Source organism: Gemmobacter denitrificans (assembly GCF_036964905.1).
Taxonomy (GTDB): Bacteria; Pseudomonadota; Alphaproteobacteria; order Rhodobacterales; family Rhodobacteraceae; genus Gemmobacter; species Gemmobacter denitrificans.
Genome location: NZ_JBALHR010000018.1, coordinates 49,967 through 61,891, shown reverse-complemented (window position 1 = coordinate 61,891; position 11,925 = coordinate 49,967). Strand labels below are relative to the sequence as shown.

The following is an 11,925-nucleotide window of genomic DNA, read 5'->3' as shown; positions in this document are numbered from 1 at the left end:
CCCCTCTCCAGCGTCCCCGCCGTTTCGGTGAGCCGGTATCTAGGCCCATCAACAAATACCCGCAAGACCAAAAATGAACCCAACCCTCAAATTTCTGCACAACACCCAGACCAACCCCTTGTTTTGTTGAACATTCCATATGCAAAATTTGTAACGACCAAACCCTCAACCCCTCCAGACCAAACCCAAGACCCCAGAATCAGCCCGAATCCCCCGACCCAAAAACAACCCGACCCCCCACAATCGTCAGAAATATCCCGGTCCGACCAAGCTCACACGGCGCTACAGATTCGACATCCCCGTCAATCACAACAACATCCCCAGCCAAACCAGAAACCAAACGCCCGCAAAGCCCGTCCAGATGCGCCGCAAACGCTCCGCCAGAAGTGTACGCATGCAACGACTCCTCAAGACCCAGTCGCTCATCCGAACAGTCAGCCCCAAACGGTACCCGCGTCAGCGCACCCTGCAAACCACGCAGAACACTCACATCCGTCACAGGCCAGTCGCTCGCATAAGCAACCATCGCACCATGATCCTTCAGCGTCCTCCACAAATACGCATCCCGCCAACGGACACGGTGAAACACACTACTCATCGTCGAAAGAGGGAAATCCATCACCCCAGGCGGATGGGGTGGCTGGACACTGGCCGTGATGCCAAGCGCCCCCAGCCGTGGCACATCCGCGGGATCGATCAGTTCGATATGTTCGATCCGGTGGCGCATGTCGCGGAACCCATTGGCCTGACCGGCAGCTTCATAGCCGTCGATCGTCGTGCGCACGGCCCCATCGCCGATCGCATGGACCGCAATCTGCAATCCCCGCGCGTCGATTTCACGGCAGATGGTCTTGAACCGCTCCGGCTCGAACAGCGGTTCGCTGCGGTGCCCCGGCGTGCCGGGGTAATCGTTCAGCATGAAGGCCGTGCGGCTGTCCACCACCCCGTCCATGAACATCTTCACGAAACCGCTCTTCACGAAGTCGCTGTCAAAGTCGCGCGCCATCGCCTCGGCCCGGTCCAGCTCTGACAGGTCCATATGTGGCTTGAAGTGGAAGGGCACCTTGACTCGTGCCGTCAACCGCCCCTCGGCCTCCATTTCGGCAAGCAGGGTCAGCGTGTAGCGGTTGCCATCCATGTTCACCATGCTGGTGATTCCATGCGCCGCGCAATGTGCCAGACCGCGCGCGATCTTGTCCTTGTCCATCGCACGCTGTTCCGCATCGGGCCAGGGGTCGGGCTCACCCCCGGTAGCGATCCCAAGATGCAGCCGTTGTTCACCGCCAAGCGCGATCACCGGGCCAAAGGCCTCGAACTCGCGCAGCTCGCCCGTGGCGGTGCCGTCGGCAGCCATCACCACCTCATGCCCGTGGGGCATCTCTGCACCATGCAACAGGCCGGCTGACTGCAACGCCGCCGTATTGGCCCAAACAGTGTGATGATCCGGCGCCATCAGCGCAATGGGCCGGTCAGCGATTACCTGATCCAGATCGTGCCGGGTCAGCGGATGATCCAGCAAGCCGTATTCCGCCCCCTGCGCCATCAGCAACGGCGCATCGGGATTGGCGGCGGCATAGGGCGCGAAGGCCGCTTTCAGATTGTCCAGGCCATGCAGCCCGCCGATATGCAGCTGGGTCAGCTCTGCCCCCCCCAGCACCAGATGCAGATGGCTTTCCACGAAGCCCGGCAGCACCGTGCGCCCGCCCACATCCACCACCCGCGTCTCCGGCCCCGCCAGGCGGGCGATCCCTGCCGATGTGCCCACCGCCTGAATCCGGCCATCGCGAATTGCCACGGCCTCGGCCCTTGGCCGCCCGGCATCCATGGTCAGGACCTTGCCATTGGTGATGATCATATCGGCGTGCATGGCCGCTCCTTTATTCTGGTCCAAATATCCCGGGGGTGTCGCGCATCGCGCGATGGGGGCAGCGCCCCCTTACCCCGCCAAACCTTCTGCGATGGCGCAAAGCATCTCGAACATGATCGAGACCCCCAGAAAAGCCGTCGCGCCCGACGGATCAAAGGGCGGCGACACTTCCACAAGGTCGGCCCCGACGATCTTTACCCCCCGCAGCCCCTGCGCGACCTGGAGCGCCTGCCAGCTGTTGGGGCCGCCCACTTCGGGCGTGCCGGTCCCCGGGGCAAAGGCCGGATCGACGAAATCGATGTCATAGCTGACATAGGTATCCCCCGCGCCTGCGCGGGCGCGCGCTTCGGCCATTACATCCTCGGGGCCACGGGCATGGAATTCCTCGATCGGAATGACCCGAATACCCACCGCGCGGGCAAAATCGCGGTCCTCGCTGTCATAGGCCGTGCCGCGAATGCCGATCATCGTGACCCGCGCGGGATCAAGCAACCCTTCTTCCACCGCGCGCCGGAAGGGCGTGCCATGGGTGTACATCGTGCCACCGAAATAGCTGTGGAACAGATCAGTATGGCTGTCGAAATGAATCATGCCCAGCGGGCGATCCTTCGCCAGCGCGCGCAGGATAGGCAGGCTGCACAGATGGTCCCCCCCGGCTGTCAGCGGCACGATTCCCTTGTCACGCACCTGCGTGTAAAACCGCTCCATCCGGGCCAGGCTGTCCATCACATCAGCCGGGTTCGGCCCCACATCCCCCAGATCGGCACAGCGCACCCGTTCGAAGGGATGGGTGCCGGTGATGCCGTTCTGCGCGCGGATCATGGTCGAGGCATCGCGCAATTGCCGTGGCCCATGGCGCGGGCCGGGGCGGTTGGTCGTGCCACCATCCCAGGGCGCCCCGATCAGCCCCACCTGCACCTCGCCGATGCGCGGATGGTCCAGCGGCACATGCGGCAGGCGCATGAAGGTCGGCACCCCGGCAAAACGCGGCAGATCGAACCCTGATACCGGCAAGAAGAGCGGATCGGTCATGGCAGCCCCATGGCAATTTGATCACGTTCCAAGCAAGCACCGCCGGGGGCATTTGTCACGTCCGAAAACGACATGGCGCACAGCAGCTGCCCGGCCAGCGGCGGAAATCGCCCGGATGCAGGCTTTCCCGCTTGACCCGAACGCCGCGCTGCGCCTTCTATCGCCGCAACCCCTTTCAGGAACTCTGCCATGTCCCTTCCCGCCGAATCCACCCGCCCCGCCGCCCCCGCAGGACGTTCGCTGATCGCTCAGGACGTTCGCATCCATGGCGACATCACCTCGGACGGCACCGTGGAAATCATGGGCGAAGTGGAAGGCAAGATCACCGCGCGTACGCTGGTGCTTGGCCCCGATGGCCGCGTGAAGGGCGCGATCATGGCGGAAACCATCGACATTCGCGGCAAACTGGAAGGTCAGGCTGTCTGCGTCACCCTTGCCCTGCGCAGCACGGCATTGGTCCGGGCCGATCTGACCTACAGCATGCTCAGCATCGAAAGCGGCGCAACGATCGAAGGCCGCTTCACCCGCAGCAAGGGCTGACAGGCGCCCCGCTACCGCTTTGGCGGAATGGCATAGGTCAACCCGGCCCGGGCAACCGGGTCGCTGCCGCCCTCTGACCAGATCAACACATCACCCACCGCCAGTTGCCGCCCCAGTTTCAGGAGACGCGCGCGCGCAATAAGGTCGCGTCCCGCCTCGGGCTTGCGCAGAAAGTCGATGCTGCAATTGGTGGTCACCGCCAGTGCGACTGGCCCCAGCCGCGCCAGAACCGCCAGATAGATCGCCACATCGGCCAGCGCGAACATGGTCGGCCCCGATACGGTGCCACCGGGCCGCAAATGGCGATCCGAGACATGCAGCCGCACCACAAGCTCCTCGCCGACCTCTTCGATGGCGAATTCGCTGGCCACCTGCGGAAATTCCGCAGCCAGAAAAGCGCGCAGCGCCGGTGCATCCATCACGATCATTGGCTTTCCCTTCCCCATCTGCCCCGCTACCCTTTCGCCAAAGCGGAGGAATGACAAGATGACCGACCTGATCGTGACCGAACGTCTCGGCCCCGTCACCCGGCTGACGCTGAACAGCCCGTCCAGCCTGAACGCCCTGTCCGATGCCATGCTGGCGGCGCTGACCGGCAGCCTTGGCGCGCTGGCCGATGACCGTGAGACCCGCGTGGTCATCCTGCGCGGCGCGGGCAAGGCCTTCTGCGCCGGGCATGATCTGAAGGAAATGCAGGCCGCCCGCACGGCACCCGACAAGGGCGCCGCCTATTTCCTTGATCTCTTTACCCGTTGCGGCGCGATGATGCAGATGATCCCCGCCCTGCCCCAGCCCGTGATCGCCGAGGTGCATGGTATCGCCACCGCGGCAGGGTGCCAGCTTGTCGCCAGTTGCGACATGGCCGTCGCGGCAGAGGGCACGCGCTTTGGCGTGAACGGGGTGAATATCGGCCTGTTCTGTTCCACCCCCATGGTGGCCCTGACCCGCAACATCCCGCGCAAGCAGGCGTTCGAAATGCTGACCACCGGCGAATTCATCGATGCTGCGCGCGCGCGTGACCTTGGCCTTGTCAACCGCATCGCCGCACCGGCCGATCTGTCAGACAGCACGCTGGCACTGGCGCAGACCGTCGCGGCCAAGCTGACGGCGGCAGTCAAGATCGGCAAACGCGCCTTCTATGACCAACTGCCGATGGATCTCTCGGCGGCCTATGCCCATACCGCCGCCGTGATGGCCGAAAACATGATGATGCGCGATACCGCCGAAGGCGTGCAGGCTTTCATCGAAAAGCGCAAACCCGACTGGCACTGACAGAGCGCCGCGTGCGGGCCTATTTACGCCCACGCAAATCCAGCGACTGAAGATCGCCCAGCAGATCAAGCAGCAGTTCCAGCCGCTCGGCCCCGAACTCCTGTTCGATCCGGGCAAACAGGGCCGCACTTTCGGCGGAGTGGGCGCGCACCAGCGCCTCGCCCGCCGGCGTGATGGCGATGATCGTCTTGCGCCGGTCTTCGGGCGGGGTGCGACGGGCGATCAACCCCTCTTCCTCCATCGGGCGCACCATGCGCGTCAGGCTGGACAGCAGCAGGCAGGCCTCCGTGGCGACCTGGCTCAGCTCCAGCGGACCCTGTTCCTGCAAGACACGCAAAACGCGCCATTTCTGTTCATTCACCCCTGACGTCGCCAGCATTTCGCGGATCGGCCCCATGACGCTTTCGCGCGCCCGCAACAGGGCGATGGGCAGCGATCGGCGGGTCTGGCGCAGGATTGGGGGGTCATCGGTCATTGCCTGACTATTGCGCGGAACGCTGCCCCTCTCAAGCCCGCCGCAGAAATTTGTTGACACTGCAATCAATTTACTTAACAAAGCAAGTATCAGGAGGGCCACGATGCCGCATATCCAGATCGACTATTCCCCGAACCTTGAAAGCCGCCTCGATCTTGCGGGTCTGTGCCGCACCTTGCGCGATGCGGCGGTGGAAACCGGTATCCTGCCACTGGCGGGCATCCGGGTTCGGGCCACGGCCTGCACCCATGTGGTGATTGCCGATGGCCATCCCGATCACGCCTTTCTTGACATTTCGCTGCGTCTGCGCGGCGGACGCACGACCGAGGCCAAGGCACAAGCCACCGCCCATATCTTTGCGGCGGCAGAACGCTTTTGCGCCGATGTGCTGGCCAGCAGCAGTTTCATGCTCAGCTTCGAAATGCGCGACATCGACCCTGCGCTGTCGCCCAAGACCTCCTCCATCCGCCGCTATCTGGGAGATTGCGAATGACCGATCTTGCCACCCATCTGGCCCGGCTTGAAACCCATCTGGCGCGGTTTCGCGACAAGGGCATCCTGAACCTGATCGCCGGGGCCGATGTGGCCGGGGATCAATGGTTCGAAACCCGGTCACCGGTGGATGAAAGCCTGATTGCCCGGGTCGCGCTTGGCGATGCGGCCACCATTGATGCGGCGGCCAAGGCGGCCAAGGCAGCGTTTCCGGCATGGGCGGCCCTGCCCGGCGACCGGCGCAAGGCGATCCTGCACCGGATTGCCGACCTGATCGAAGAACGGGCCGAAGAAATCGCCTTGTGCGAATGCTGGGATACCGGTCAGGCTTGGCGTTTCATGTCCAAGGCCGCCCTGCGCGGGGCCGAGAATTTCCGCTTCTTCGCCGATCTTGCCCCCGGTGCGCGGGATGGCCAAAGCCTGCCCACCAAGGACCATCTGAACGTCACCTCGCGCAGCCCGATCGGGCCGGTTGGCGTGATCACGCCGTGGAACACGCCCTTCATGCTGTCCACTTGGAAGATCGCCCCGGCGCTCGCGGCGGGCTGCACCGTGGTTCACAAGCCCGCGGAATTCAGCCCCCTGTCTGCCCGCATCCTTGCCGAGATCTGCCACGAGGCCGGCCTGCCCCCCGGCGTGTTGAACCTTGTCAACGGCATGGGCGAAGGCGCGGGCCGGGCGCTGACCGAACACACGGATATCAAGGCCATTGCCTTTGTCGGCGAAAGCCGCACCGGAAGCATGATCATGCGGCAGGGATCGGAAACGCTGAAACGGGTGCATTTCGAACTGGGCGGCAAGAACCCTGTCATCGTGTTCGAGGATGCCGATCTGGATCGCGCGCTGGATGCGGTAATCTTCATGATCTATTCGCTGAACGGGGAACGCTGCACATCTTCCAGCCGCCTGCTGGTGCAGGACAGCATCGCGGATCGCTTCCATGCGGCACTGACCCAGCGGGTGAACACCATCCGCGTCGGGCATCCGCTGGACCCGCAAACCGAAATCGGGCCGCTGATTCACCAGACCCATTTCGACAAGGTCACCTCTTATGTGGACATCGGCAAGGCCGATGGCGCGACACTGGCGGCGGGCGGCATGCGGCAGGGCGACAAGGGCTGGTTCATCCGCCCCACCCTGTTCACCGATGCCACCCCCGACATGCGCATCGCGCAGGAAGAGGTTTTCGGCCCCTTCCTGACCTCGATCCGCTTCACGACCGAGGCCGAGGCGCTGCAGATCGCCAATGGCGTGGCCTATGGTCTGACCGGCTATGTCTGGACCAATGACCTGACGCGCGCGCTGAGGGTGTCCGACGAGCTGGAGGCCGGGATGATCTGGGTCAACAGCGAAAACGTCCGCCACCTGCCCACGCCTTTCGGCGGGGTCAAGGCATCGGGCATCGGGCGCGACGGCGGCGACTGGTCGTTCGAATTCTACATGGAAACCAAGAACGTGGCCTTCGCGCTTGGCCAGCACAAGATACAGCGGCTGGGCGTCTGACCCCCACCTTTCCACATCACTCAAAGGGAGGAAACCTTGGGAGAGATCGTTCTAGCGGCGAAATGCACGCATGTCCCGACGATGCTGATGTCCGAACAGGAAGGCCCGATCCACGGAAAGCGGCAAGCTGCCATCGACGGCCACCTTGAAATCGCCCGGCGCGCCAAGGCGCTTGGGGCCGATACAGTGATCATCTGCGACACGCATTGGGTGATCAATGCGGGCTTCCACATCAACGCGAATACCCGTTTCGAAGGTTTGTTCACCTCGAACGAATTTCCCCAGTTCATCCAGAACATGCCCTACAGCTATGATGGGAACCCCGAACTTGGGGATGCCATCTCCGAAGCGGCCAGGGGGCTGGGGGTACATACGCTTGCCCATCATCTTGACAGTCTCGAAATGGAATATGGCACGCTCGTCCCGATGCGGTTCATGAGCCGGGCGCACAAGATGAAGGTGGTCTCGATTGCCGCCTGGTGCACCGTCCATAGCCATGACGAAAGCCGCGTGATCGGGCAGGCGATCCGCAAGGCGGTGGAGGCCAGCAACAGCAAGGTGCTGCTGATCGCATCGGGCTCTCTTTCGCACAAGATCTGGCCAAACAGGGATTACGCCGCAAACAATGGCACATTCACCATTTCCAGCGAATTCAACCGCCAGATGGACCTCCACGTTCTCGACATGTGGCAACGCGGCGACCATGCAACCTTCCTGAAAATGCTGCCCGAATATGCCCAGTTCTGCTGCGGCGAGGGTTCAATGCATGACACCGCCATGCTGTATGGGGCGCTTGGCTGGGACCAGTACACCGCCCGATGCGAAGTCGTGACCCCCTACTTCCCGTCGTCCGGCACCGGGCAGACGAACGTCATCTTTCCCATTCAATGAGGACCTGATGCCCATTCCCGCCCCCAATCTGTTCCCGCCCTTCAACATTCTTCGCCTGTCCCATACCGAATTGCGTGTGACCGATCTGGCATGGTCGCGCGGGTATTACGTCGATACGCTGGGCCTGCAGGTCACGCATGAAGATACACACAGCCTGTATCTGCGCGCGATGGAGGAACGCGGGCATCACTGCCTGATCCTGCGCAAGGCCGATGTGCCTTCGGTCGGGGTGCTGGGGTTCAAGGTCTGGGCCGAAGAGGATCTGAACCGCGCCGAACACTGGTTCCACGCCAAGGGCCTGCCGGTTCACTGGATCGAACGCCCGTTCATGGGCCGGGTTCTGGCCACGCGCGATCCCTGGGGCGTGCCGCTGGAGTTTTACGCCAGCATGGACCGGCTGCCGCCCATTCATCAGCAGTACAACCTGTATCGCGGGGTCAAGCCGCTGCGGATCGACCATTTCAACCTGTTCTCGTCCAATGTCGATGCGGCGGTGGAGTTCTACGGCGAAATGGGCTTTCGCGTCACCGAATACACGGCGGACGAAGAAACCGGCCGCACCTGGGCGGCCTGGATGCACCGCAAGGGTGGCGTGCATGACATCGCCTTTACCAATGGCACCGGGCCGCGCCTGCATCACACCGCCTTTTGGGTGCCGACCCCGCTCAATATCATCGACCTGCTCGATCTGATGGCCACCACGGGCTATCTGGACAATATCGAACGCGGGCCGGGGCGGCATGGCATCTCCAACGCCTTCTTTCTTTACATCCGCGACCGGGACGGGCACCGGACCGAGATTTACTGTTCTGACTATCAGACCTGCGATCCCGATCTGGAGCCGATCAGATGGGATCTGAAAGACCCGCAACGCCAGACCCTCTGGGGTGCCCCCGCGCCGCGCAGCTGGTTCGAACTGGGATCGGTATTCGACGGGGCCGCGTTGCTCGACAGCGACCTGAAGGCCCAACCGATCATCGCCCCCTGAACGCAAAGGAAATCCGATGCTGACGCTGAATGACCCTGGCCTGTTGCGGCAGGCGGCCCTGGTCGGAACAGAGTGGATCGCGGCAGACGGGCACGGCATCGCCGTGCGCAATCCGGCCACGGGCGCGCTGATCGGCCATGTGCCCGACCTGCCGCCCGCAGCAGCCACAACTGCCATCGACGCAGCAGCGCAGGCCCAGAAGGCCTGGGCGGCCCGAACGGCACGGGATCGCGGGCAGGTACTGCGGCGCTGGTATGATCTGGTCATGGCGCATCAGGACGATCTGGCGGCCATCCTGACCGCCGAACAGGGCAAACCCTTGGCCGAGGCCAGAGGCGAGATTGCCTATGGTGCCAGCTTCATCGACTGGTTCGCCGAAGAGGCCCGCCGCGCCTATGGCGACATCGTGCCAGGCCATGCCCCCGACAAACGCATATTGGTGCTGAAACAGCCCATCGGCGTTGTGGCGGCAATCACGCCATGGAACTTTCCCAATGCCATGATCACCCGCAAGGCGGGGCCAGCCTTCGCCGCGGGCTGCGCCATGGTGCTGAAACCTGCCAGCCAGACCCCGTTCAGCGCCATCGCCCTGGCTGTACTGGCGGAACGCGCCGGCCTGCCGGCGGGCCTGTTTTCGGTGCTGACCGGATCGGCCCGCAGTCTGGGGGCCGTGCTGACGGCAAGCCCGGTGGTGCGCAAGCTGACCTTCACCGGCAGCACCGAAGTCGGCGCACAGCTTTACGCCCAATGCGCACCCACCATCAAGAAACTGGGGCTGGAGCTGGGCGGCAATGCGCCCTTCATCGTCTTTGATGACGCCGATCTGGATGCGGCGGTCGAAGGTGCGATCATCGCCAAGTTCCGCAACAACGGGCAGACCTGCGTTTGTGCAAACCGGATCTATGTGCAATCCGGCATCCATGACGCTTTCGCGGCGCAATTGGCAGCACGGCTGGCCACGCTGAAAACCGGCAATGGCATAGATGCCGGCGTCACTTTCGGCCCGCTGATCGACGGCGCCGCCGTGGCCAAGGTGGCCGAACATATCGCCGATGCGACAGCCAAGGGTGCCACGGTCATTCTGGGCGGCAAACCCCATGCGCTTGGTGGCACTTTCTGGGAACCCACGATCCTGACCGGCGTGACTGCCCGGATGGCAATTGCCCGCGAAGAAACCTTTGGCCCTGTGGCCCCGCTGTTCCGCTTTGACACCGAAGCCGAGGTGATCGCCGCCGCAAACGATACCGAATTCGGGCTGGCCTCCTATCTGTTCACCCGCGATCTTGCGCGCAGCTTCCGGGTGGCCGAAGCGCTGGAATATGGCATGGTCGGGGTGAATACCGGGCTGGTCAGCACCGCCGAGGCCCCGTTTGGTGGCGTCAAATCCTCGGGCCTTGGACGCGAAGGATCGCGGCATGGGATGGATGACTATCTGGAACTGAAATACCTTTGCCTTGGGGGCATCGCCTGATGGACTGGAACACCTTCGCCCGCTGGGGGGCCCGCATTGCCGACTGGGGGGCGCAATATCATCTGGGCCTGCGCGACCGCCCGGTCCGCGCCAGTACCCGGCCGGGTGAAGTTGCCGCTGCCCTGCCCGTGCAGCCGCCCGAACAGCCCGAAGCGATGGAAACCATCTTCGCGGATTTCGAACGCATCGTGATGCCGGGCATGACCCATTGGCAGCACCCGCGCTTCTTTGCCTATTTCCCTGCCAATGCCACGCCACCTTCGATGCTGGCAGAGTTTCTGGCGACCACCGTCGCCGCCCAATGCATGCTGTGGCAAACCTCGCCCGCCGCGACCGAGATGGAAACCGTGATGATGGATTGGTTGCGTCAATCCATCGGCCTGCCCGAAGGCTTCAAGGGGGTGATTCAGGACAGCGCCTCTTCCGCCACGCTGGCGGCGGTGCTGGTGATGCGCGAACGTGCGCTGAACTGGGCGGGCAACCGTCAGGGGCTGACCGGCCAGCCGCGCCTGCGGGTCTATTGTTCGGGCGAAGTGCATAGCTCGATCGACCGGGCCATCTGGATCGCCGGGATCGGGGCCGAAAATCTGGTGCGCGTCCCCACGCAGGGGCCAATGCGCGCGATGGATGCCGCCGCACTGGATGCCGCGATCCGTGCCGATCTTGCCGCGGGGCATCTGCCCTGCGGGGTGATTGCCTGCACGGGGGGCACCGGCACTGGGGCCTGTGACGACATCGCGGCCACGGTGGAGGTCGCGCGGCAGCACGGGCTTTACACCCATGTCGATGCCGCCTGGGCTGGTGCGGCCATGATCTGCCCGGAATTCCGCAGTCTTTGGGCCGGGATCGAAGGCGCGGATTCGGTCGTGTTCAACCCGCATAAATGGCTGGGCGTGCAGTTCGACTGCGCCGCGCATTTCCTGCGCGACCCCGACAGTCTGGTGCAGACGCTGGCCATCCGCCCGGAATACCTGAAAACCCATGGTGCCGATGGCATCATCAACTATTCCGAATGGTCGATCCCGCTGGGGCGGCGGTTCCGGGCGCTGAAACTGTGGTTCGTTTTGCGCCATTACGGGCTGGAAGGCCTGCGCGGACGCATCCGCAACCATGTGCGCTGGTCGGTCGCGCTGGCTGACAAGCTGCGCCATGATCCCCGGTTTGACATTGTCACCGATCCGGTTCTGTCGCTGTTCACCTTCCGCCTGCGCGGGGGCGACGATGCAGCGCAGATCACCTTCATCAACCGGATCAATGACGATGGCCGCATCTATCTGACCCAGACCCGGGTGGCCGATGGCGTCGTGATCCGCTTTCAGGCCGGGCAGTTCGACATGACCGAAGACGACATGATCACCGCCCATCGGGTGATCTGCGAATTGGCAGGAGCCTGA

The 11,925-nt window shown here is 63.6% G+C and carries 12 protein-coding genes; 8 read left to right on the top strand and 4 right to left on the bottom strand.

Annotated elements, in window-relative coordinates; translation table 11 throughout:
• Nucleotides 1–199: 199 nt before the first annotated feature.
• Nucleotides 200–1,867: an amidohydrolase gene (locus V6590_RS18855; protein ID WP_335425250.1), complete on the bottom strand. Its 1,668-nt coding sequence runs from the start codon at nt 1,865–1,867 to the stop codon at nt 200–202.
• 69 nt (nt 1,868–1,936) lie between these two features.
• The gene (locus V6590_RS18850) at nt 1,937–2,899 is read right to left on the bottom strand and encodes an agmatinase (RefSeq protein WP_335425249.1); all 963 of its coding nucleotides are present in this window, start codon (nt 2,897–2,899) and stop codon (nt 1,937–1,939) included.
• 189 nt (nt 2,900–3,088) lie between these two features.
• On the opposite strand from V6590_RS18850, the gene V6590_RS18845 reads away from it, so the two are divergent.
• Nucleotides 3,089–3,439, top strand: a complete 351-nt coding sequence (locus tag V6590_RS18845; RefSeq protein ID WP_335425248.1) for a bactofilin family protein — start codon at nt 3,089–3,091, stop codon at nt 3,437–3,439.
• An 11-nt stretch (nt 3,440–3,450) separates the two neighbouring features.
• Here V6590_RS18845 and V6590_RS18840 read toward each other — a convergent pair whose 3' ends face one another.
• On the bottom strand, nt 3,451–3,858 hold the full coding sequence (locus V6590_RS18840; protein WP_434063286.1) for a PaaI family thioesterase: 408 nt from the start codon (nt 3,856–3,858) through the stop codon (nt 3,451–3,453).
• 67 nt (nt 3,859–3,925) lie between these two features.
• Between V6590_RS18840 and V6590_RS18835 the strand changes: the two genes are divergently transcribed.
• Nucleotides 3,926–4,711: an enoyl-CoA hydratase gene (locus tag V6590_RS18835; protein WP_335425245.1), complete on the top strand. Its 786-nt coding sequence runs from the start codon at nt 3,926–3,928 to the stop codon at nt 4,709–4,711.
• A gap of 19 nt (nt 4,712–4,730) precedes the next feature.
• Here the strand turns inward: V6590_RS18835 and hpaR are convergent, their stop codons facing one another.
• Nucleotides 4,731–5,186 (bottom strand): homoprotocatechuate degradation operon regulator HpaR, encoded by a 456-nt coding sequence (gene hpaR, locus V6590_RS18830; RefSeq protein ID WP_335425244.1) that lies wholly within the window; start codon nt 5,184–5,186, stop codon nt 4,731–4,733.
• 103 nt (nt 5,187–5,289) lie between these two features.
• Between hpaR and V6590_RS18825 the strand changes: the two genes are divergently transcribed.
• Genes V6590_RS18825 through V6590_RS18800 form a run of 6 tightly spaced genes read left to right on the top strand, consistent with a single transcriptional unit; the run spans nt 5,290 to nt 11,925 of the window.
• The gene (locus tag V6590_RS18825) at nt 5,290–5,679 is read left to right on the top strand and encodes a 5-carboxymethyl-2-hydroxymuconate isomerase (protein WP_335425243.1); all 390 of its coding nucleotides are present in this window, start codon (nt 5,290–5,292) and stop codon (nt 5,677–5,679) included.
• Complete coding sequence (gene hpaE, locus V6590_RS18820) at nt 5,676–7,181, top strand: 5-carboxymethyl-2-hydroxymuconate semialdehyde dehydrogenase (protein ID WP_335425242.1); 1,506 nt, start codon at nt 5,676–5,678, stop codon at nt 7,179–7,181. Before V6590_RS18825 ends, hpaE begins: the two co-directional genes overlap by 4 nt.
• Nucleotides 7,182–7,217: 36 nt before the next feature.
• Nucleotides 7,218–8,072, top strand: coding sequence for a 3,4-dihydroxyphenylacetate 2,3-dioxygenase (gene hpaD, locus V6590_RS18815; RefSeq protein WP_335425241.1), 855 nt, complete (start codon nt 7,218–7,220; stop codon nt 8,070–8,072).
• A 7-nt stretch (nt 8,073–8,079) separates the two neighbouring features.
• The gene (hpaD, locus tag V6590_RS18810; RefSeq protein WP_335425240.1) at nt 8,080–9,060 is read left to right on the top strand and encodes a 3,4-dihydroxyphenylacetate 2,3-dioxygenase; all 981 of its coding nucleotides are present in this window, start codon (nt 8,080–8,082) and stop codon (nt 9,058–9,060) included.
• 16 nt (nt 9,061–9,076) lie between these two features.
• Nucleotides 9,077–10,531, top strand: a complete 1,455-nt coding sequence (locus V6590_RS18805; protein WP_335425239.1) for an NAD-dependent succinate-semialdehyde dehydrogenase — start codon at nt 9,077–9,079, stop codon at nt 10,529–10,531.
• On the top strand, nt 10,531–11,925 hold the full coding sequence (locus V6590_RS18800; protein ID WP_335425238.1) for a pyridoxal phosphate-dependent decarboxylase family protein: 1,395 nt from the start codon (nt 10,531–10,533) through the stop codon (nt 11,923–11,925). The genes V6590_RS18805 and V6590_RS18800 overlap by 1 nt, the downstream gene beginning before the upstream one ends.